The 20,930-nt window shown below is 61.9% G+C and carries 18 protein-coding genes; 3 read left to right on the plus strand and 15 right to left on the minus strand.

Going from position 1 to position 20,930, the window contains the following annotated elements; translation table 11 throughout:
- Positions 1 to 20 precede the first annotated feature (20 nt).
- The 6 genes from UP09_RS08060 to UP09_RS36855 all read right to left on the minus strand — a co-directional run bounded on the left by UP09_RS08060 (position 21) and on the right by UP09_RS36855 (position 7,393).
- Positions 21 to 1,907: a GMC family oxidoreductase gene (locus tag UP09_RS08060; protein ID WP_044537681.1), complete on the minus strand. Its 1,887-nt coding sequence runs from the start codon at positions 1,905 to 1,907 to the stop codon at positions 21 to 23.
- Positions 1,908 to 1,934: 27 nt separating this feature from the next.
- Complete coding sequence (locus UP09_RS36275; protein WP_052833011.1) at positions 1,935 to 2,636, minus strand: hypothetical protein; 702 nt, start codon at positions 2,634 to 2,636, stop codon at positions 1,935 to 1,937.
- 61 nt (positions 2,637 to 2,697) lie between these two features.
- On the minus strand, positions 2,698 to 4,188 hold the full coding sequence (locus UP09_RS08070) for a hypothetical protein (protein WP_052833012.1): 1,491 nt from the start codon (positions 4,186 to 4,188) through the stop codon (positions 2,698 to 2,700).
- Between the two features lie 557 nt (positions 4,189 to 4,745).
- Complete coding sequence (locus UP09_RS08075) at positions 4,746 to 5,522, minus strand: glucose 1-dehydrogenase (RefSeq protein ID WP_044537565.1); 777 nt, start codon at positions 5,520 to 5,522, stop codon at positions 4,746 to 4,748.
- Between the two features lie 59 nt (positions 5,523 to 5,581).
- Positions 5,582 to 6,649 carry an ABC transporter ATP-binding protein gene (locus tag UP09_RS08080; protein WP_044537566.1) on the minus strand — a complete coding sequence of 356 codons (1,068 nt, stop codon included), beginning with the start codon at positions 6,647 to 6,649 and terminating at the stop codon, positions 5,582 to 5,584.
- A gap of 24 nt (positions 6,650 to 6,673) precedes the next feature.
- Positions 6,674 to 7,393 (minus strand): carbohydrate ABC transporter permease, encoded by a 720-nt coding sequence (locus UP09_RS36855; RefSeq protein WP_197082635.1) that lies wholly within the window; start codon positions 7,391 to 7,393, stop codon positions 6,674 to 6,676.
- Between UP09_RS36855 and UP09_RS38070 the strand changes: the two genes are divergently transcribed.
- Entirely contained in the window at positions 7,367 to 7,927 is a 561-nt protein-coding gene (locus tag UP09_RS38070; protein ID WP_197082636.1) for a N,N-dimethylformamidase beta subunit family domain-containing protein, read from the plus strand. The two genes, UP09_RS36855 and UP09_RS38070, sit on opposite strands and share 27 nt — an antisense overlap.
- A 16-nt stretch (positions 7,928 to 7,943) precedes the next feature.
- On the opposite strand, the gene UP09_RS08095 is transcribed toward UP09_RS38070, so the two are convergent.
- The 5 genes from UP09_RS08095 to UP09_RS08115 all read right to left on the minus strand — a co-directional run bounded on the left by UP09_RS08095 (position 7,944) and on the right by UP09_RS08115 (position 13,989).
- Positions 7,944 to 9,167 carry an ABC transporter substrate-binding protein gene (locus tag UP09_RS08095; protein WP_044537568.1) on the minus strand — a complete coding sequence of 408 codons (1,224 nt, stop codon included), beginning with the start codon at positions 9,165 to 9,167 and terminating at the stop codon, positions 7,944 to 7,946.
- Between the two features lie 47 nt (positions 9,168 to 9,214).
- Positions 9,215 to 10,090 (minus strand): VOC family protein, encoded by an 876-nt coding sequence (locus UP09_RS08100; RefSeq protein ID WP_044537569.1) that lies wholly within the window; start codon positions 10,088 to 10,090, stop codon positions 9,215 to 9,217.
- Entirely contained in the window at positions 10,087 to 11,289 is a 1,203-nt protein-coding gene (locus UP09_RS08105) for an FAD-dependent monooxygenase (RefSeq protein ID WP_044537570.1), read from the minus strand. The genes UP09_RS08100 and UP09_RS08105 overlap by 4 nt, the downstream gene beginning before the upstream one ends.
- Entirely contained in the window at positions 11,286 to 12,905 is a 1,620-nt protein-coding gene (locus UP09_RS08110; RefSeq protein ID WP_044537571.1) for an FAD-dependent monooxygenase, read from the minus strand. The genes UP09_RS08105 and UP09_RS08110 overlap by 4 nt, the downstream gene beginning before the upstream one ends.
- A gap of 205 nt (positions 12,906 to 13,110) precedes the next feature.
- Positions 13,111 to 13,989, minus strand: coding sequence for a fumarylacetoacetate hydrolase family protein (locus tag UP09_RS08115; RefSeq protein WP_044537572.1), 879 nt, complete (start codon positions 13,987 to 13,989; stop codon positions 13,111 to 13,113).
- Between the two features lie 131 nt (positions 13,990 to 14,120).
- Here UP09_RS08115 and UP09_RS08120 point away from each other — a divergent pair, with 131 nt between their 5' ends.
- Positions 14,121 to 14,882 carry a GntR family transcriptional regulator gene (locus tag UP09_RS08120; RefSeq protein WP_210166767.1) on the plus strand — a complete coding sequence of 254 codons (762 nt, stop codon included), beginning with the start codon at positions 14,121 to 14,123 and terminating at the stop codon, positions 14,880 to 14,882.
- A gap of 47 nt (positions 14,883 to 14,929) precedes the next feature.
- Here the strand turns inward: UP09_RS08120 and UP09_RS08125 are convergent, their stop codons facing one another.
- The 4 genes from UP09_RS08125 to UP09_RS08140 form a co-directional block, all read right to left on the minus strand.
- Entirely contained in the window at positions 14,930 to 15,955 is a 1,026-nt protein-coding gene (locus tag UP09_RS08125) for an ABC transporter permease (RefSeq protein WP_044537574.1), read from the minus strand.
- A gap of 11 nt (positions 15,956 to 15,966) precedes the next feature.
- Positions 15,967 to 17,469: a sugar ABC transporter ATP-binding protein gene (locus tag UP09_RS08130; RefSeq protein WP_044537686.1), complete on the minus strand. Its 1,503-nt coding sequence runs from the start codon at positions 17,467 to 17,469 to the stop codon at positions 15,967 to 15,969.
- A 38-nt stretch (positions 17,470 to 17,507) separates the two neighbouring features.
- Positions 17,508 to 18,461, minus strand: coding sequence for a sugar-binding protein (locus tag UP09_RS08135; RefSeq protein ID WP_044537575.1), 954 nt, complete (start codon positions 18,459 to 18,461; stop codon positions 17,508 to 17,510).
- Positions 18,462 to 18,723: 262 nt separating this feature from the next.
- Complete coding sequence (locus tag UP09_RS08140) at positions 18,724 to 19,389, minus strand: TetR/AcrR family transcriptional regulator (RefSeq protein ID WP_197082637.1); 666 nt, start codon at positions 19,387 to 19,389, stop codon at positions 18,724 to 18,726.
- Positions 19,390 to 19,544: 155 nt separating this feature from the next.
- Here UP09_RS08140 and UP09_RS08145 point away from each other — a divergent pair, with 155 nt between their 5' ends.
- A complete protein-coding gene (locus UP09_RS08145; RefSeq protein WP_044537576.1) occupies positions 19,545 to 20,912 on the plus strand; it encodes an aminotransferase class III-fold pyridoxal phosphate-dependent enzyme in 1,368 nt (455 codons plus the stop codon).
- Positions 20,913 to 20,930: the final 18 nt, after the last annotated feature.

A 20,930-nucleotide genomic window follows, 5' to 3' on the forward strand; every position in this document is an offset into this window, starting at 1 on the left:
GCGAACAGCGGCGCGGTCCATCACAAGACCCGCTTGATCAGGTGGTCAGCCGTCCGCAGGCTCAGCGCCGCAATCGTCAGCGTCGGATTGGCAGTGGCACCCGTCGGGAACGTGCCGCTGCCGACGAGATAGAGATTCGCATGGTCCCATGACTGCTGCATGTCGTTGACGACAGAATGGCTCTTGTCGGCGCCCATCCGGTAGGTCCCCATGATGTGTCCCGCGCCGGTGTAGTTGAGCTTCACCGTCTCGCCGTCGACGACCTCGTCGAAACGCATCGGATTGTCGTCGCCGACATTGGTGAATTCGTTCTCCCTGATGATGCCCATCTTGCTGAACATCAGCTTCTTCATACGGTACGATGCGACGATCCCCTTCTTGGTGTAGTCGGAGAGCGAATAGGAAACCTCCGGCCGCGGCAGGCCCAATCCGTCGGTCAAGTTTTTGTGCAAGGTCACCTTGTTGCCGGGCTCCGGCGTCTGCTCGACCAGGAAACCGACGCGGAACTGACGGGTGAATATGTTGTTGAGTTTCGTCGCGAGTTCCTTGCCAAACAAGGCGTCCGCGGACGGGTTCGTTCCGGTCCTGTTCAAGCCGTTGACGAAGTCGACGGTGCTGATGTTGGGGTCGCCACCGACGACGAAGTTCCAGCCCTCATTGCCGATGTCGACGCGAAACGCGCCGCGCTCGCGCCGGAACGGTCCGTCGCAAAGGTCGCCGATTCCGGAGGTGATCAAGGGGCCGCGATAAGGATAAATCGGCTTAGGCACGAGGCCCCAGGAGACATAATAGGGATGGTCCATCAGATGCTGGCCGACCATGCCGCTGCTGTTGGCGATGCCCTTCCGGTCGCGGGACATCAAGAGCAGCCGCGCGGTCTCGATCGCGTTGGCGGCAATCACGAAGGCCTTGGCCCTCACCGACCCCGGCTTGGCCTCGCTCTTTGGTCCCCGCTCGTGCTGATAGCGGAGGAAGTTGATCTGCGTGATGCGTCCGTTCTCGCCGACCACGATGTCGTTCGCCACCGTGCGATCCATCATCTTGACGAAACCGGTGCTCAGCGCATCGTTCAGCGACACCGTGGGATCATATTTGGCCTGGATCGGGCAAATCGGAATGCAGTTGGTGTTGCCGGCGCAGGCGCGGCGGTTGCGATAAGGCTCCGAATTGCGCGCCGCCGGCAAGCTGCGGACGGGGATATTCGCGACCGGCTTGCCCATGCCGAGAAACCCGGTCTCCGCGTCGGTCAGGGGCGTGCCGTTCAGCGAAGCGTCGACATATTGGTCGACCATCGATTGCGGGATCGGCTGCATCGGGTAGTCCTTGCCGATCTTGATGCCGAGATATTCCTGATCGGCGACAGCGCCGGACACCCCGATCTCCGCCTCTGCGGCATCGTACCAGCATGCGAGGTCCTGATAGCCGATCGGCCAGTCGACGAACTGACCATAGGCCGACCGCATCCTGAAATCGTTTGGCACAAATCGCAGACTGGTGCCGAGCCAGTGCTGAGTGCCGCCGGCGACGCGGTCATAGGTGCTGGCGAACGGCGTTTTGCCGACCTGAACGAGATAGCTCGTTTTCGGATCGGTCCAGTCGCCGAACTTGCCCTTGGCGCCGAGACTCAGCACCGTGGGACGGCCGGCGTTGACGGTTGCCGGATCGATCAGTCCTTTGTCGTCAAAAATCTCAGGTGTGTACGGGCTCTCCGGCACCTTCGCAGATGCCTTGTAGAAGCGCGTCATGTAGTCGTTGATGTTGGTCGGAATGCGGGCGCCGGCTTCCAGGATCAGCACCTGCTTCCTCGCCTTGCCAAGCTCGTTGGCGATCAGCGCGCCGGCAAACCCCGACCCGACGATGACGACGTCCCAAACCTTGTCTGCATCGTGAGCTGTTGCGTCGACCATGAGCGCGCCTCCTGGACATCAAAGCCATTAACCGACGAAGTCGCCGAGATCCCTGGGGGGATGCGACCAGTAGCCGAACTGAAAGCGGCTAAAGCCCATCGGATGCGCCTGGGCCACGTACAGCGCCCAGCCCTGCGTGTAGGCCGCCGGCGAGATGACGCTGAAATTGGGCTCGGCGCCGCCGGGATCCCGGCTGGTGGTCTGCAGATCGTCCGGCGCGAACCAGGCCCCGAGGTACCACATCAGCACGATGCTGCGCGCAAGGTATTTGGTGTCGTCGCTGGTGGAAACCTTCTGGATGATCGCAGCGTCGCGGTCGGATGCGCCGATACTGTCCTTGGCGATCTGCAGCAGTTTCGGAAACGCCTTGCGATTGTCATGACCCGGGTCCGAGACCCATCTGAAATAGGTCTGCTTGATGCTGACAGGATCCGAGCCCTCATTCATCTTTAGCGGATCGGTCGGTTGCGGCTGCGGCGGTGGATCGGCGAAACCGGGCGCGAGCTTGTCTCCGGCAATTCCGGTGAGCGCCGACGACAGATAGATGAAGGCGACCATGTCGTCCGGCATGATCGCAGCCGGCGCCTGCGCTGCGGCGGGAAGCTCCATCCCCACAACGCCCGCGGCCACCGTGGTCGCCGCCACACCGGCTAGCACCGTGCGCCGGGTCAGTTCGCCGCCGTGCTCGGCGTGATGACCGTCCTGCGGAAGATGCGGATGCTCGCTCATGACAGAAGTTTCCCGTTGTTCGAAGTGGGGCATGGAAGCCGCACGCCTTGCCGGCACCCGCTCATTGCGCCTTCTCTAGCGTGAACGTGAAATCGGACTGATTGAAACCCTTGATATCTTTTGGATCGATGGGGCGTGCGTGCTGGAAACTCACCGCGTTGCCGTGACAAGCCATGCAGCTTGACGACGCCAGCGGCACCCTGCCCTGACTGAAGGTCTCCAGTGTCGAATTGGCAAGATAAGTCGGCGCCGGCGCACCGAGCGGATCGACCTTGCTGTCGAACTCGCTTGGCCATTGCGTGGCGAGCAGCATGTAGTTCTCCCAGACCGTTCCCTTGAGGATCGCGCGGAACGATGTGTTGAACTGCTCGACTTCCTTGAGGACGGGTGCTGGAAGCATGGTCTTCCTGACCACCTGGCTTCGGAACGCGGTCGAAAACTTCAGCGACACTGACGGATCCCAGGGCTTGGGCGGTGTCGCGTTATCGGCACAGCCGACGCATTTGGCGCTGAAGAAATTGTAACGCTTCAGGAGATTTCCGCTCTTGATCTCGGTCTCGTCCGGCACGTTGCTGACATGCTCGAAGGAGGTCCATACCCATTGCGGCGCAAAGTTCGTCTTGTGTCCAACGTGGAAACCAACCAAGCCAAGCTTCTTCTCGACACAGGCCGGCCCCTCCTTGGTGGCCGGCGGGCCGGGGAAATAGATCAGTGCATCGGAGGTGTGAAACTGGCTGATGATGTCTTTGTTCTTCACCGGGTCGAGGATGCGGTAGGAGACCTTGAGCATGATCGCGCCCATCTGCCCGGGAACGGCTTTGCCGTCCTTGGTGGTGGGGTTGCTACCGTGCGGAAACTCGACTCCCTCATTGAACGCCTGCTGGCCCTTCTTGCTGTAGAGACCTTTGCTCTGGACATAGGAGAACATCGGCCTGTTCATCAGAATGTCGAACAGCGCGTAATTGCCGTCCTGATCGATCAGCGGTCCTGTCTTGAAGGGTTGGTTGAACGCCTCCTCGCCGAGCTGGAAGATAAATTTCTGTCCCTCCGGCTTGTCCAGCGGCTTGCATGCGTCGGGCACTATGCGCGTGCCCCAATCCGGCCGCATGCCGTCCTTGAGCATGACATTGGCAAGCGGCCGGTAGTTCTGCAGGTCCTCCCATATTGTCTTCGCATCGCCGCCCGGCATGGTACCTTTGCCAATCGTCGTCATGCCGTCGGCCGGAGAGTTCATGGCGATGAACGTCAGCCAGGAATAGAAATCGAAACCGCGCTGGCGATTGGCGAGCGAATTGTTCCCGAACAGACCCGTGATGTTGACCACCTGCTGGCACGGCTGGCCGGACGTCAGAAGGGCTGAGGTGATCGGGGTTGGCGTGGCCGATCCCCTGGGCGTCGTATCGGGCGTGACGTTGCAATTCGCGACCGGTGGATTGATCTCGTCGAGAGAAGGCGGGGCGCCTTGCGCTATTGCCGACCGAGCGAGTCCGGCAGCAGCGACAACCACAAGCAAGCCCGGCACGCCGACGGAGATGAAATATCCACTTCGCATCGCCGTTTCCTCCAGAAGCGGTCCCGACACCTTGCAACAACGTCTCGGTATCGAAACTCGAGCGGGACGCAAAAATTCTTGTCGTCCACCCTTGGGAAAATCGCAATCGACAGGCTCAGACGATGACTTCAACCGTATCGTAGGGTTCGAGAACCTGATCCTTGGGATTCTGCGAAGTGCCATGTTCGGCCTCCGCTCGTGAAATGAATGGCGGATCGCCAGTCAGAAATGTGCTCGCAAAAAACCAACTAACGGAAAATGTTCAAATGCGGACCAATGCGCGGATAATTGCACGTCGTTCGCAGGAATGCAACCAGAGGTTTTTCCGCTGAATCGCGTGGCGGCGCCGACGAGCTGTTGCTCAGCGCAGCAGCACGCCGCACAGGATCATACACTAAAGTGATCCGCCAAGCCTCTGAACGGGAACGATTTTGCCGCCGAAGCCGGCGACGATCGCAATTCAGCCCGGACATACCGTATGGCGCGAAACCTGAAGAGGGCAGCATGGCTGCCGGCCTAATCGACGATCTTTGCGCGCGCGGTGGGGTACCCTTCCGTTACCAGCAGGTGTATCCGCCATCGACCAGGAGAATGGATCCCGTCACATAGCTCGTGGCGTCGCTGGCGAGGAACAGCATCGTGTAGGCGATTTCGGAAGGCTCGGCGAAACGACGCATCGGCGTCATCTCTTCCCACTGCTTCACCCATTCCGATGTGCTGAGACCGCGTTTCGTCATCTCCGTCAAAACGTAGCCCGGCGCAACCGCGTTGACGCGGATGTTGCGCGGCGCGAGCTCCACGGCGAGCGACTTCACCATCTGATGAACGGCCGCCTTGCTTGTGTTGTAGTGGGCCTGCGGCTGGGGCTTGTCGACGATGACCCCGGAGTTCGAGCCGATCGCGACGATGCTGCCGCCGCCATGGCGCGCCATCTGCCTGCCGAATGCCTGAGCCGCGAAGAACTGCCCGTTCACGTTGACGTCAATCACGTTCCGCCATTCCTCGGCGGGAATCTCGAGAACGGGCGTGTTGGGGTTGATGCCGATGCAATTGAAGAGAACCTGAACGCGTCCGAAATCCGCTTCGACCGCTGTCGCCGCCTCCTCGACGTTGCGCGGCTGCCGCAAATCGGCCCTGTAGAACCGGACCTTGCGGCCCGACGATGCCGCAAGCCGCTGAGCGGCATCGGCACCGGCCTCTTCCAGGATATCAATGATCGCGACATCAGCCCCGACGGACGCACTGAGTTCGGCGACGGCATAGCCGATGCCGCGAGCTCCGCCGGTCACGACAACGGTTTTGCCATCGAGCTTGAATCTGTCGATCGCCGTCATAATCTTCTCCGATGAAGATAGCTCAAGGTGGATTGCACGAATGTTTAGCGATCTGATCGCTACCGGGCGAAGAGATAGGCCCTATCAGGGTCGAAGGTCAGCGCGATCTTCTCCCCGACGGACAGGTTCACGTCCGGCGTCGTCAGAATTCGCATGGAGCCGCCGTCAATCGTCTGGACGATGACAACATTTTCCTTGCCATGGCGCTCGACCGCCCAGACTTCGCTCGGGATCGCATGCTCCACGGCTGGGTCCGATATCCGCATGTGCTGGGGGCGAATGCCCAGCCAATGGGTTGCGCCATGTTCCCCTGCCCAATCGCGCAGCCGTTGCGGCAACAGGACGCAGGAATTCTTCGCCTTCAACTGCAGCGAACCGTCACCCTCCCCGAGGACTCCCTCGATGAAGTTCATCGCCGGTGATCCGATGAAACCCGCTACAAAACGGGTGTTCGGCTTGTTGTAGATCTCATCCGGAGAGCCGACCTGCTCGACCTTTCCCTTGTTCATCACCACGATGACATCGCCCATCGTCATCGCCTCGATCTGATCGTGCGTGACGAAAACGGTCGTGACCCCAAGCGTCTTCTGAAGATGGACCAGCTCCGCCCGCAGCGAATTCCGCAGCGCTGCGTCCAACGCCGAGAACGGTTCGTCCATCAGGAACACCGATGGTTGCCGGACGATGGCCTTCGCCAGTGCCACCCGCTGCCGCTCCCCGCCGGAAAGCGCGCTCGGCTTCTTTGCCAGCAGCTGATCGACCTTCAGGAATTGTGCTGCCGACAATATCCGTGCCTTGATTTCGTCCGCGGACAACCCCGCATGCCTGAGGCTCATCTGAATATTGGCGAGCGCCGTCAGATGCGGATAGAGCAGCGCCGATTGAAACACCATTGCGACGTTGCGCGCATGCGGAGGAAGGTCGTTCACGGTCCGGCCGTCGAGCAGCACCCGCCCTTCGGTCGGCGTCTCGAATCCAGCGATCATGTTCAACGTCGTCGTCTTGCCGCAGCCGGACGGCCCGAGGAAGACGACGAAGTTGCCGCTTTCGAATTCGAGATTGGTATTGTCCACGACCGTCTCGGAGCCGTAGACCTTCCGCAATCCTTCGAGCTTGATCGTGGTCATGCGCAATCCTGGCGAACGTGCTGATCAGTGAATCGCATCGACCATGCCGAGCGATGCGATGTGCCGCTGCAGATAGTAGGCAACGAGGGCTGCAGGGACGATTGATATCCACAGCGAGGCCGAGAGCAGTCCCGGCTGCGGCTGGAGGAACAGGAAGCCGGAGACCGCCGTCGGCAGCGTCGCCGCATCAGTGCCATTCACCAGCTGGGTCGCGAACACGAATTCATTCCAGGCGAACAGGAACGAAACCACCGCCGCGACCGCGATGCCGCTTCGCGCCATCGGAATCACCACGAGGAGAAGCGTTCCGAACCGCGAAAACCCGTCGATCTGCGCCAGCCGTTCGACCGGGGGCAGATTGCGGAAGTATCCGATCAGCATCCACGTCACGAACGGCACCGTCACGGTGAGGTTGACGATGACCAATCCGAACCGCGTACCGGTCAAGCCGAGCTGAATAAACAGGATGTAGAACGGGATCAGCGTGGATACCGGAGGTACCGCGACAGAAAACAGGATCGCCATCAGCAGTGCGGTCTTGCCGCGGAACGAAAACCGCCCGAACGCATAAGCCAGGGGAACCACGATCACCAGGGTGATCGCCGTCACGGCCGCGGCCACGATCAGACTGTTGACCAGACCGTGGATGATCTGCGGCGCCTGGCGCTGCCCGGCGTCATCGAGGTCCGCCGCGCCGAGGACGGCATCCGGACCTGGATGGCCGAGCCAGGCGAATATCATCATTCCTTCACCGGCGAGCTCGGCGGATTGTGGCGCCGCATCGGGCGTCCGCCGAACCTGATCTGCGGCGTCGGGTTCATCGCGCAAGGCTTCGACGTCTCCGGCTTCTACCGTCGCGCGCCCGATGCCGCCGATCCGCGCGCCGCCTTCATCTTCGAGGGCGTCGAGGACGAGATCATCGGGGATTTCGGCTTGATCGGCGGCGGCACCGCGGGCATCGAGCTGGACTGCCTCACGACCGAGCTCGGCTCCCCGCCCAACATGCTGCGGCTTGCCTCGTCCGACGGCCATTCCCCGATGATGCTGCTCGTCAACGAGGAGTTCGGCGTCGTGCCGCCCAACCTCGGCGCCGACGTCAACCCGCGCGTCAAGGCCGACCTCGCCTTCGGCGAAACCGCGTCGGGCGGGGCCTTGTTCTGCACCTCGTCGATCGCCTGGTGCGGGTCGCTGTCGCACAATGGGTATGACAACAACATTTCCAGGATCACCTGGAACGTGCTGTCTCGCTTTCTGAAGGACCAGGATTTCTCAACGTGACGCCTTTCGGCGGCTCTCATTTCTCGCTCAGCGTCCCGTCAATGGCAGAGCCAAACCTCACCCAGTTCTGGCCATCGAACTTCTGCAATTGCATCTGTTCGATCGGGTAGTGGTCGGCTGGCGATGTGCGCAACGTGACGTCCGGAAGCAGCATATCGAGATGAACCTGGTTCAACGCCTCGGCCTGCCTCATGATGTTGGCGCGTGTCAGGTCATCCTTGCACTGCTTGAGTACTCCGACCAGCGCCTGGGCGGCGTTGTATCCATAGACCACATAGAAATTGTCTTTGTCTTCTCCCGGCATGTATTTGACGATGAATTCGGAGAATCGCTTCAAACCAGGGTCGTCTTTCCAGGCCGCATCGGCAGGATCCTTGCTGTAACTCGCCGTGATGATGTCCTTGGCGTTCTCGAGGCCGGCGGGTTTTAGGACGGCGCTGATCGATTGCGAGTTGCCATGCAAGATATGCACCGGCTTCCAACCGATCTCCGCCGCTTTCTTGATAGCTTGCGCCGCAAACTTCGCCGAGGCGAAATTGACGAAGATGCTGGCGCCCGAGAATTTCAGCTTCACAAGTTCGGAGTCGATCGTCGGCGCGCTCGTCCCATACGTGACTTCGGCGACAATATTACCGACCGCATCACCGAGACCGTCCTTCAAGCCCTTGATATTGTCCCGTCCGAAGTCGTCATTGGACGAGAGAACGGCAATCTTTCCGCCGGGATAATTTTCGCGCAAGTACCTGCCATAGATGCGCGTCTCGCTCTGGTAGCTTGGCTGCAAGCCCATCGACCAGGGATATGTCCTGTGATCGCCGAAGATCGTTCCTCCGGCCGCGATAAACAGCTGCGGCACCTTTTTGGCGTTGACATATTTGATGACCGACATGGTCGTCGGCGTGCCTAGTTGATTGAAGAGAAGCAACACCTCGTCGCTTTCGATCAACTTGCGCGTCTGCTCCACCGTCTTGGGAGGGCTATACGCGTCATCGTAGGAAATGAACTCGATCTTGCGTCCGTTAACGCCACCCTGTTCGTTGATCATCTTGAAGTAGGCGCTTTCCGCTCTGGCGATAATGCCATTCGAGGAGAGCGGCCCGCTGTAGGGAGCCGTATTGCCAATCTTGATGATCGTATCGGATGCGCCGGGATCGTACCGCTTCTCTTGGGCGGTGCCAGGCGCTGTAAGGGCCAATCCGATAAAGATCGTCAGCGCGATAGCGTGCGCGTGTCTGGACATCTCTCGCCTCGCAGTTTTTGACGTTCGATCGACAATCGGCCAGGCCGTTAAGCCGTCTTCAAGTCGAAGTCGAAACGAGTTCCCCAGGTCGTCAACTGCTCGATCGTCCACACCCGAGGACGTTGGGGATACGCCTCATGCCAGGGCCGCGGCTCGAAAATGTTGAGCTCCGGAACGAGTACGTCCATGTCGGAATAGAGCTCGATCAGAAAACGGCTCGGGTCGTAGTGATAGGAAGCGAGGTTGTGGCCCGCAGTGTGCCGCGACGGCCCCCAGAGGATGGGATGGTTTTCCTTTGCAAGAAAATCGGCCACATCATGATGCGCGGCGCGGCTGCGCAGCTCAAACGCAAGGTGATGAAGCCGGGTTTCTGGCGCACCGATCACGTTAAGGACGTGGTGATCGTGATTACAGGTCAGGAATGTCGCTATCCCCTCGAACCAATCGGTGGTGCGGAACCCGATCGCCGAGCAGAATTCCACGAATTTGTCGGCCTCCGGCGTGATCAGGGCAACGTGTCCAAGACGCGTTGGAACGACGCCCGAGGTACGGAAGCCGGGGCCGGGCATGGCCATCTCCGGCAACAAATGGAGTGTGTGCCCCGCAACGACGACCTCGACCAGGGCAGGAACGCCCGGCCGCGCGTCGCTCTTCTTGTCCGGAGAGAGACCGAGGCCGCGCAGTGACCGGACCGTCTCGTCGGCCGCTTCTTGTTCGATCCTCAGGCCAAGCGCCGTGAGGCGCTTCTCGGGCGCCGGCTTGATGGTGATGTTGTGGTGATCGAGACCGAGGCTGAAATACGCGCGGCCGTCGGATCCGCGCTCGGCAGGCGTCGCTCCGAGCACGCGGTCGTAATATGCGACCTCCTGCTCCGCGTCAGGCGTATCGAGATCGACATAGGCGATTTGGAAAGCGCGGGTCATGGTTTTTCCTCCAGCGTCGCCGCGACGGCTTCTGCGTCGTAGCCATAAAGTCGGTTCATAGCCTCAGAACTGCCGCGCACACCTCGCGTGGCGAACAGGTGGTCCCTCTCGAGCTGTTGTGGTCCGTCCTGCAGGTGGAAGCTCGTGGAATTGGCGCGAGACCTTTCCTGCACCTCGGTCGCGCGCGGCTTGCGCAATGTGACGTAAGCCCGAAACGCCGACGGAATGTCGAAGGCTGTGTGTTTCAGGCAGGCCGCCAGCGCCGCGCCGTCCTCGATGGCCTGCGCCGCGCCCTGCGCCATGTAAGGCAGCATGGGATGGCAGGCGTCCCCCAGCAGCGCGACACGCCCCTGCGTCCATTCCGGGAGCGGATCGCGATCGAACAACGCCCATTTGAACGTCTCGTCGACTGCGTTGACGATCGTCGCGATCTGTGGGTGCCACCCCTCATACTTCCTTGCCGCATCGGAGACCGAACCGCGGTCGGACCATTGTTCCCGCGTCCAGGTCGCCTCTTCGCTAACAGCCACAAAGTTCAGGAATCGACCTGAGGAAACGAAGTAGTGGACAAAGTGTCCGCCCGGACCCACCCAGTTCGTGACATCGAGCGGAAGGCCGAGATGCGCGACACGTTCGGCAGGCGCGAGCCCCCGGTACGCGATCTGCCCCGAGAACCGCGGCTTTTCCACGCCGAACAGCCGCTCGCGAACCTGGGAGTGGATTCCGTCCGCCCCGATGAGGAGATCGCCGCGCTCGGACGTGCCATCCTCGAAGCGGGCGGTCACGCCCGCTTCGTCTTGCTCGACATCGACCAAACGTCGTCCAAGCTTGATCTCCTTGCGACCGAATGCGTCCGCCAGAAGGGCGATGAGGTCAGCTCGGTGGAAATGGTAGTAAGGCGATCCGTAACGGTTCTCCATGGCATCGCCCAGTTCTTCGCGCCCCAGGACACGACCGTCCTGCCAGCGACGAAACACGACCGAGGAAGGACGAACGGCGGCCCGCGCCATGGCGTCGCCGAGCCCGTAGCGCCCCAGCAGCCGGGAGACGTTGGGGCTGATCTGAATGCCCGCGCCAACCTCGCGTTGCGCCATCGTCTGCTCGAACAGGGAAACGTCGAGGCCCGCCCGACGCAACGCGATGGCAGCGGCCGTACCGCCGATACCAGCGCCGATCACCAGGGCATGAGGCGGCTTCACCGTTCCGTCCCCCAGCCGAGAGCCGCCGCGAGGATCGCGTCGGCGTTTGGCGTCTTGCCCGTTCCGCGCCAGGCAATGTGATGGTCGGGCCGCACGAGCAGCATGTCCTGTCCATAGACACCCTTCAGATCGGGTTCGTCGAGTTGCAAGACCGACAGCGGTATCCGTCGTCGCGCCGCAGCATCGATAAAGGGCGACAGATCGCCCCCGCGCAAATCGATCAGCGTGAAATATGTGCCGAGTCGATCGTAGAGCGCCGTCCCGTCCTTCAGGAACGTGCTGGGCAAGCGGGCGCCAGGCGTGGTCGTCGGCTTGTAGACAGCCGGATCAAACGCAAAGGGTGTCGCCGACTCGTCCGCGACGATCGGCGATCCCTGATAGATAAAGCCGTGTTCGATCCCGAACCATTCGTTCTCCGCGTTGCCAAGCTTGGCGATCCCTTCACCGACTTCCGCCCGGCGCCCGGGATCTTCGCTGTTATCGCCTTCCAACAGGCCTCCATAGGCTTCGGCAATCTGCATTCGCACCTGCATGTGGCGGCCGGATGCGTCGCGATTTCGTGCCGCGACGGGACGCCGCTCGATTTCATACGACGCGAGGAGGCCGGGTCCGCCGAAGGCCTGGAGCGTCGCCGCCAGTTTCCAACCGAGGTCAACGGCATCGCCGACCCCGGAATTCATCCCATAGCCGCCCGTCGGGATGAACTGATGCGCGGAGTCGCCTGCGAGCAGGACGCGTCCCTTGCCATAGCTTTCGGCGACCACCAGGTGCGGCGTCCACACGTTCGCGACCAGAATCTCAAAGGGGAATGGCCGGCCGGCATAGGCCTCGACGAGAGCGCGTGGATCGAGCTTGGTCGCGTCCTGGCCGGGAAATACAGGCACGTGAACGGTCCAGATATCATCGTCGTTCTGGGCGATCATCGTTCCGAGCGGCGACTGGTAGTGCCAGGCAACGCCCCAGCGCTGCAGCAGATCCCGCTCGGTCGATCGAAAGTGGATCATGTAGAGTTCGCCGACGCGCGCCTGCCCCTCCAGCTGGATGCCCAGCCCCGCCCGAACGCGGCTGGTACCGCCGTCACAACCGATGAGATATTGACAGCTGACCTGCTCCTGGGCGCCACTTCCCTGCTCCCGCAGATGAGCGACGACACGACCATCCTTCTCCTCGAAGCTTTCGAAGGCGACGCCGAACCTCACCTCGACTTCCGGACGAGCATCGATGGATTTTTTCAGAACGGGCTCGATCTCGATCTGTGAGACGCGCATCGGAGGCTCGAGCGGTTGAGTGCCGTCGTTCTTGATGCGGATTTGCTTTCGAAACTCGCTCGGTGCCATGTATCGAAAACGATGCAGCTCATGTCCCGCGAGACTTGTGATCCAGGAAACGTCGAACGGATGATCTTCCGGCACCGCGACTTTTCGCAATGCCTCTGACAGGCCGAACCGACGGAAAAGCTCCATGCTGCGGCTGTTGGTGATGTCCATCTTCGGGTGACGGGTCGTCGTCGCGTTCTTCTCGACCAGCATCGAGCGGATTCCGAAATGGGCCAGGACGCTCGCAAGCGTCATCCCGACAGGACCGCCCCCTGCAATCAGAACCGGAACTGATTTCATTCTTTCCTCCCACTACGACCGGCGAACGATCTATGTCGTGCTGCCGCCTTCGAATAACGCCGATCAGAACCTGGCCTGCTCAGCTCCCTCAAAACTAATCATTTCGCGACATCGCTCGCCGATGCGACTTCGGCCATGATTTCGTTCTCCCGGACAGCCGGCATGATATCCGCCCGAGCCTACGGGTAACAACGTCGACAGGGAATCAGGCCGCCGCACGGACTGCATCTTCGCCCTCCTGCGCAATCGGATTGCGAAGAACACCCAATCCTTCGATCTCGATCTCACATACGTCGCCGGGCTTCATATAGAGAGGCGGCTTGCGTGCGGCACCGACGCCGGACGGCGTGCCGGTCACGATAATGTCTCCCGGGAACAACGTGATACCGACGCTGATCAGCGCGACCAACGTTGCGACATCGAAGATCAGATCGGAGGTCGACGCCTTCTGCATCACGGTTCCGTTCAATCTCGTCTCGAGTTTCAGGCCGCTGGCACCCGACGGAAGTTCGTCGGCAGTGACAAATGCCGGCCCGAACGCGCCGGTGCCGTCGAAATTCTTGCCGATGGTCCATTGCGGCGTACGGAACTGATAGTCGCGGATCGTACCATCATTGAAGATCGAATATCCGGCGACATGGTCGAGGGCCGCGGACTGCGGGATATGGCGGCCGCCGCGCCCGATCACTGCGACAAGCTCTCCTTCGTAGTCGAGCGCCTCCGAGACATTCGGTCGCACGATCGGCGCGCCGTGCCCGATGAGGCTCGACGAGAACCGGGCAAAAAGTGTGGGGTAGTCAGGCTGCTGGATGCTGCTCTCGGCCGTGTGGTCCGCGTAGTTCAATCCCACACAGATGATCTTGCCGGGTGAGGACAGCGGCGGAAGGAACGTCACCGCTTCCGGATCGATCGGCTGCCCCTTGAGAAGAGCGGTCGCGAGATCCTTAAGTCCATCCCGTCCGCTGCCAAGCGCGCTATCGAGCCGGCTACGTGCTCCGCCATCATCAAGCCCCCAATGCCGGCCGGCCTGATCGGCCACCGCGAGGCCGCGCGTTCCGTTTCTCTCATAGGCGATGAAGCGCATGGGGCGTTTTCCTCCGTGTGCGATTCTCTATATCGTACAAAATGCATATTACAATATAAAATGCATTATTTCTAAAGTATGCATATTTACAAGTGACTCCCGTCATTCCGTCCGCTATGGCTATGAGCACCATGGAATCACCCACGAGCCTCACCCACGGAGCCTATGCGGAGCTTCGCTCCGAACTGCTCGCGTGCAACTTCGCGCCCGGAGAGAAGCTGAAGATCGACGATCTGTGCCGTCGCTTTGAGGTCGGCTCGAGCGCCGTGCGTGAGGCGCTGTCGCGCCTCGCATCGGAGGGGTTTGTCGTCAGCGAACCGCAGCGAGGCTTCCGTGTCGCGCCGCTATCGGTCGATGCCCTTCGCGATCTCACCGACGTCAGGTGCAGCATTGAGGCGCTGTGCCTTCGAGGTGCGATCGAGAAAGGTGGACTCGAGTGGCAATCGCAGGTCGTCGCCGCCCTGCACCGTCTGACGCATACGCCGGTATGGGCCGACAAGGCTGCGCGTCGCTATAGCAACGAATATGCCAAGGCTCACGAGACCTTTCACGAAGTCCTCGCGGCAGGATGCGGCAGCCCCTGGCTTCTTCATTTGCGAGCGGTCCTGTTCAATCACTCTGCACGCTACCGGTGGTTTACCGGTCCCTTGTCCAAGGTGGATCGAGACCTCGATAAGGAACATCGCGAGATTGCGGAGGCGGCTTTGTCGCGGGACAGCGAACGCGCGGTCGCACTGATGAACGCACACTTGCAACTGACCGCAAAAATCGTCCTCGACGCTGTATCGTCCGAGCGCGAGCCGACTGCGAAATCCGCAAAGGCAAAACCAGGCAAGGCTCACCCGCCTGAAAGCCTGCGTCGGAAACGCATGCGCGGCGCATCATCCGCCTGAGGATGTACGGCCGGGTCGCCAGGTCCTGATGGCACCGCGCCGGGGCGTCACTCCGCCTTGGCCTGCTCCCGCGGCACGGCGTCGACGCTCGTCTGAGGCCGTCCCCTGCCCGTCATTGGGCGGCGGCTGCGCTGTGCGAGGTACTGGTCGGCGAGCACGCCGATCAGGATCACCGTCCCCATCACCGCGAAGTTGAGCGAACTCGGGATGCCGAGCAGGTTGACGAGGTTTTGCAGCACCTGGAGCAGCACGGTGCCGAGTACGACGCCGATGATCGATCCCTCGCCGCCGCGTAGCGAGCAGCCGCCGAGCACCGCGGCGGCGATGGCGTAGAGCTCATAGAAGGAACCGTGGACCGCCGGCGAGATGGACCGCGTGTACATCGCGATCAGGATCGCCGAGAACGCGGTCAGTCCGCCGCAGATGATGTAGGCGGAGATCACGACGCGGTTGGCGCGGATGCCGGAATAGCGGGCCGCCTCCTCGTTCTTGCCGACCGCATAGAGGTAACGCCCGAACACGGAGCGGTGCAGCACCACCCAGGCAACCACCGTGACGATGATCAGCGCGACCACGCTGTGCGGCAGCGGAAAGCCCAGCACGTTGGTGCGGCCCGCGGCCAGCCATTCCAGGGTCGGAAAGCTCGCGCCGAAGCCAAAGCCGGCCGTGGCATCCTCGGTGTAGTAGCGCGCGGCGCCGCGGTAGATCAGCAAGCCGCACAGCGTCACGACGAACGGCTGAATGCGCGCCTTGGTGACGAGCAGGCCGTGCACCACGCCAATCGCAAGCCCGCCGGCGACGACAATGGCCGCGGCTGCAATCCAGTTGACATCGCGATTGACGATCAGGTCGATGAACAGAACGCCAAGCAGCGCAATCACCGATCCGACCGACAGCTCGATTCCGCCGGTGATGATGACAAAGGCCTCGGCGATCGAGAAAATGCCGAACAGCCCGACCTGGTTGGCGGTGTTGGAGAGATTGCCAACCATCACGAACCGCGGATTGATCAGGGCGACGACGGTGCCGACCACCAGGATCAGGATCAGGAGGCTCAGATCTTTCTTACGCAAAATTCCCTCGCCTAGACTGTGTGGCCGACGGCAAGCTGCAGCACATTGTGCTCGCTGAACTGGCTGCGATCAAGAAACCCCGAAATCGCGCCCTCGCGCATCACAGCGATGCGGTCGCTGATCCCGATGACCTCCTCCATATCGCTCGAGATCATCAGGATCGCGACGCCTGCATCGGCAAGACGGCGCAGTATGTCGTAGATCTCCTGCTTGGCCCCGACGTCGACACCGCGCGTCGGCTCGTCGAAGATCAGGACCTTCGGCCGCATCGAGAGCCATTTGGCGAGCACGATCTTCTGCTGATTGCCGCCGGACAGCGAGCCCGCGAAATTGGCCACACCGGGCGTGCGGATCCTGAGGCGCTCGCACTGGCGCTGCGCGTTCTCGGCCTCACGCGCGGTGTTGACCAACCAGAAGCGCTGGTAGGATTCGAGATCCGGCAACGAGATGTTTTCGGTAATCGAGACGTCGAGCAGCAGCCCCGAGCGCTTGCGGTCTTCCGGAACCAGATAGATCCCGCGCTGGATCGCCGCGCGCGGCTCGGCGATGCGGATCGGCTCACCGTTGAGCTTGATGGCGCCGCTGCGGAGCGGATCGATCCCGAAAATGGCGCGGGCAAGCTCGGTGCGTCCGGAGCCAACCAGCCCCGCCAGACCGAGGATCTCGCCGCGGCGGACCGACAGGCTGACCGCACGGCCCGGGTAGGTGTCAGTCACGGCATCGACGATTTCGAGCACGCTGTCGCCAGGCGGGGCCGCCGGTGGGACGTACAGGGATTTGAGGTCACGCCCGATCATCAGGCGGATCATCGCGGCCGGCGCGAGTTCGGCACGGGTGAGCGCGCCGACCATGCGGCCATCGCGTAACACCACCGCGCGTTCGGCGCATTGCATCACCTCGTTCAGCCGGTGCGTGATGAAGATGACGCTGACGCCGTCGGCCCGGAGCCCGGCGATGACCTGCATCAGACGGTCGGTCTCGGTCAGGGTCAGGCTGGAGGTCGGTTCGTCCATGATAACCAGGCGCGCATCGAGCGAGAGCGCCTTGATGATCTCGACGAGCTGGCGCTGGGCCAGCGACAATTCGGCGAGCGGTGCATCCGGCTTGAAATCGACCTCAAGACGATCGAGCAGCGGCTGCACCTGGGCATGCAACCGTTTGCGATCGATCAACTTCAGCGGCCCACCATGCAGCGGCTCGCGGCCGATATACACGTTGCCCGCGACATCGAGATTGTCGAACAGATTGAGTTCCTGATGGACGAAGGCAATACCCGCCTTGATCGCGTCGGCCACGGTGAGCGACCGCCGTTCGACGCCGTCGACCCGGATGACACCACTGCTCGGCTCGACCACGCCGCCAAGAACGCGCATCAGCGTCGACTTGCCGGCGCCGTTCTCGCCGATCAGGGCAATCACCTCACCGTGCGACACCGACAGGCTGACGTGGTCGAGCGCGGCCACGCCGGGAAAGATCTGGCTGATGTCGACCAGTTCGAGGAACGGCTCCGGCATTGGCGGCTGCACCGGCAGCAGCGCTGACATTCCCGACTTTACTTGTGAAGCATCTGCTTCATCTGGCCCATGAAGTCGTCGACGTTCGACTTGTCGATGACCTTGCCGGGAACGATGATGATGCCACCAGCTGGAATGCCCGACTTGTCGCCTTCGAGATATTTCGCCATCAGCTTCATGCCCTGATAGCCCCACTCGAACGGCTGCTGCACGACGGTGCCGACGATGCTGCCTTCCTTGACGCCGCCGAGCGTGATCGGATCCTCGTCAAATCCGATGATCTTGATCTTGTCGAGCTTGCCGGCCTCCTTCAACGCCTCGTAGATGCGCGGCGTGTTGTAGGAATAGAAGCCGACCAGGCAGCTCACGTCGGGCATCGCGGCGATGATATCTTCGACATTGCGCTTGGCGCGGGTCTGATCGATCTCGTCACCTCTGACATCGACGAGCTCGACTTTCGAACCCTTGATCGTTTCCTTGACGCCTTCGATGCGCTCACGCGCGTTGTCAGCCCCGGGCAGGCCGACGAAGCCGACGCATTTGCCGCCGTTCGGCAACGCCTTCAGCATCATCTTGCCGGCTTCCTTGCCGAGATCGGTGTTCGACGAACCGATATAGGCGACGCGCTTCGACTGCGGGGCGTCGCTGTCGGTGGTGAACAGCACGGTCTGGGAGGCGACCTTGTTCAACTGCTCGGTCTGGTTCTTTGGATCAACCGAGCTGACCATGATTCCGGCGGCGCCTGCCGCCACCAAATCGTCCATCACCCGCTGCTGCACCGCAGCGGCCGCCTGTTCCGGATATTTGAACTGAAGGTCGTATTTGGGCAACTCGCCCTGCGCCTTCTTCACGCCGGCTTCGGCGATCTTCCAGAAATCGGAGGCGCCGTTGACGACGAAGGCCAGAACCTTCTTGTCGGCCGCATTCGCGGAACCCAAACCAAACGCCATTACCAACGCAACCGACGCCGCCGAGAGCAGAAGACGCTGCATCACATTCCTCCCTGTGGTTAGCCGTCTATGCGGCCAACTCGTCATCCTTAGCGAATGCCCATCTCTGCAACCCGCAAGGCGTAGCTGCCATCCGCATTCGCGGAAAAGGCGCAGCGTCGTCAGCTCGGCCCGAGGGAAGAGAAATGAGGCACGCAGCTTAAGGTAGCTGAAGCGCAGTAGGCGCGCAACAGCAAGCGCGTCGCCCGTACAGCACGACCGGTCGACATTCTTGATCCACACCACGGAACTGCAAAGTCGTTGCTCAGCCCCGCGTTGCGCGTGTGCCTGCCTTCGGCGTCTCGCGGTCGTTCGCAAGGCCGCTCGCGAACCCCTGCGTCGCCGCAATCAGCGCCTCGATCCCTCGCGATGACCTCGCCTTGTTGGGCTTCGCCAGCTCCTGCAGCAATAGCCCGTCGATGCCGGCCAGCATGAAGCGCGCGACATCGGCGCATCCGGCGGCATCGAGTTCGCCGGTTCGCGCGGCGACGCCTTGCAGGATGTCCTGATAGAGCTTGATGTAGGCGTCATACTGATAGGCGGCGAGTCCGGCCGCATCATCGCGCCGCAGCGCATACAGCGTGAGCTCATACTGCACGATTTGCAGCTCGAGGGTCAGCGTCAGATAACGCCAGCCGGCGTGCAAGGATTCACGGATGCACGCGGCAATGTCGGCGGTGTCGCCGGTTTCCTCGCGGAGCGCCGAGGTGGTCTCGTCGATCAGATGTTCGAGGACGGCCAGCAGCAGCGCGCTCTTGCTGTCGAAATGATAGTGCAGCGTGGCGAGGCGGACGCCGGCACCGGCCGCGATGTCGCGCGTCGTCGTCGCGGCAACGCCCCCGGTTCCGAGCGCCTGCAAGGCCCCCTCGATGATCTGGCGGCGGGTGCGTTCGCCCTTGGCGCCGACCTGCTCACGTCCTGCAGTTGTCATCATCCACTCCGATGCGCGCAACAATTGTCGATCCCGTGCCGCACAAATTTGCATGTTGCACAAAATTGGTCATTTGACCAATTTTGGTTCTTGGGTCTAGGATGTCCTCCCTGAGCGCCGCGCCCCCGAGGGAACAAGGAACAGAGGAACAGAAAATGTCCGTAGCAGCCGCTCGAAACAACGACACGCTGACCCGTCACCTCGTCTACCCCTTCGCCAACGCCAACTTCCTCGCCGAGAACCCGCCAATCTGCATCGAAGGTGGTGAGGGTGTCTACGTCACGGACGGCCAGGGCGGCCGCTATCTCGACGGACAGGCCGGGCTCTGGAACGTCAATGTCGGGCATGGCCGGCCCGAGATCAAACAGGCGATCATCGAACAGCTGGACCGGCTGAGCTTCTATTCGACCTTCGGCAACACCACCAACAGTCCGTCGGTGGCGCTGGCGGAAGAACTCTGCCGGCTCGCCGCGCCGGAAGGCATGGTCCGCGCGTTCTTCTCGTCGGGCGGCTCGGAGGCGAACGAAGCCGCGATCAAGCTCGCCAAGCAATACTGGCGCCTCGCCGGCCAGCCGCTGCGCACCAAGATCATCTCGCTGCGCGGCGCCTATCACGGCGTGACGCTCGGCGCGCTGTCGGCCGGCGGCGTCAATGTCTACAAGGAGCAGTTCACGCCGCTGCTGCCGGGATTCTTCCAGGTCGAGACGCCGCATGTCTATCGTAATCCGTTCACGTCGGATCCGGAGGCGCTCGGCCGTCTCTGCGCCGAACTGCTCGAGCGCGAGATCATCTATCAGGGGCCGGACAGCGTTGCGGCCTTCATGGCCGAGCCGGTGCAGGGCGCCGGAGGCGTGATCGTGCCGCCGGCAAACTTCTGGCCGCTGCTGCGCGAGGTCTGCGACCGGCATGGCGTGCTCCTGATCGCGGACGAGGTCGTCACCGGTTTCGGTCGTTCCGGCAGCATGTTCGGCAGCCGCGCCTGGGGCGTGAAGCCCGACATCATGGTGTTCGCCAAGGGCATCAACAGCGGTTACGTCCCGCTCGGCGCCACGCTGATCAATGCCAAGGTGGCAGCCGCCTTCCAGTCGGACGACAAATCGCAATTCTCGCCACGCGCCTTCATGCACGGCAACACCTATGCCGGCCACCCCCTCGCCTGCGCCGCCGCGATCGCCAACCTGCGCATCGTCGAGCAGGAAGAGCTTCCGGCCAATGCCGGCAAGGTCGGTGCCTATCTGCTGGCGCGCCTGAAGGACATTCAGACGCGCCATCCCAACATCGGCGACGTGCGCGGCAAAGGCCTGATGGTCGGCATCGAGCTGGTCGCCGATCCCGAGACCAAGCGTCCGTTCGATCTCGCGGAAAATTTCGGCGCGCGGATTTGGGACCGCTGCGTCGCCAAGGGCATTCTGATCCGCAACCTTGCCGACACCTTCATCATCTCGCCGCCGCTGACCTTCACGACCGAGCATGCCGACAAGATCGCGGACACCTTCGACGAGGCGATCGGTGCGGTCGAATAGAGCAGCACAAGGTCGGCG

Origin of the sequence: Bradyrhizobium sp. LTSP885 (assembly GCF_000938305.1) — a bacterium.
Taxonomy (GTDB): domain Bacteria; phylum Pseudomonadota; class Alphaproteobacteria; order Rhizobiales; family Xanthobacteraceae; genus Bradyrhizobium.

What these genes read in the sequence shown, in the direction of transcription:
- UP09_RS36275 (WP_052833011.1), bottom strand. Translation starts at nt 2,636, where the DNA reads ATGAGCGAGCATCCGCATCTTCCGCAGGACGGTCATCACGCCGAGCAC.
- UP09_RS08130 (WP_044537686.1), bottom strand. Translation starts at nt 17,469, where the DNA reads ATGCCGGAGCCGTTCCTCGAACTGGTCGACATCAGCCAGATCTTTCCC.
- UP09_RS08100 (WP_044537569.1), bottom strand. Translation starts at nt 10,090, where the DNA reads ATGACCCGCGCTTTCCAAATCGCCTATGTCGATCTCGATACGCCTGAC.
- UP09_RS08140 (WP_197082637.1), bottom strand. Translation starts at nt 19,389, where the DNA reads ATGACAACTGCAGGACGTGAGCAGGTCGGCGCCAAGGGCGAACGCACC.
- UP09_RS08095 (WP_044537568.1), bottom strand. Translation starts at nt 9,167, where the DNA reads ATGTCCAGACACGCGCACGCTATCGCGCTGACGATCTTTATCGGATTG.
- UP09_RS08070 (WP_052833012.1), bottom strand. Translation starts at nt 4,188, where the DNA reads ATGCGAAGTGGATATTTCATCTCCGTCGGCGTGCCGGGCTTGCTTGTG.
- UP09_RS08145 (WP_044537576.1), top strand. Translation starts at nt 19,545, where the DNA reads ATGTCCGTAGCAGCCGCTCGAAACAACGACACGCTGACCCGTCACCTC.
- UP09_RS08135 (WP_044537575.1), bottom strand. Translation starts at nt 18,461, where the DNA reads ATGCAGCGTCTTCTGCTCTCGGCGGCGTCGGTTGCGTTGGTAATGGCG.
- UP09_RS08115 (WP_044537572.1), bottom strand. Translation starts at nt 13,989, where the DNA reads ATGCGCTTCATCGCCTATGAGAGAAACGGAACGCGCGGCCTCGCGGTG.
- UP09_RS08080 (WP_044537566.1), bottom strand. Translation starts at nt 6,649, where the DNA reads ATGACCACGATCAAGCTCGAAGGATTGCGGAAGGTCTACGGCTCCGAG.
- UP09_RS08075 (WP_044537565.1), bottom strand. Translation starts at nt 5,522, where the DNA reads ATGACGGCGATCGACAGATTCAAGCTCGATGGCAAAACCGTTGTCGTG.
- UP09_RS38070 (WP_197082636.1), top strand. Translation starts at nt 7,367, where the DNA reads ATGGCCGAGCCAGGCGAATATCATCATTCCTTCACCGGCGAGCTCGGC.
- UP09_RS08120 (WP_210166767.1), top strand. Translation starts at nt 14,121, where the DNA reads ATGGAATCACCCACGAGCCTCACCCACGGAGCCTATGCGGAGCTTCGC.
- UP09_RS08060 (WP_044537681.1), bottom strand. Translation starts at nt 1,907, where the DNA reads ATGGTCGACGCAACAGCTCACGATGCAGACAAGGTTTGGGACGTCGTC.
- UP09_RS08110 (WP_044537571.1), bottom strand. Translation starts at nt 12,905, where the DNA reads ATGAAATCAGTTCCGGTTCTGATTGCAGGGGGCGGTCCTGTCGGGATG.
- UP09_RS36855 (WP_197082635.1), bottom strand. Translation starts at nt 7,393, where the DNA reads ATGATGATATTCGCCTGGCTCGGCCATCCAGGTCCGGATGCCGTCCTC.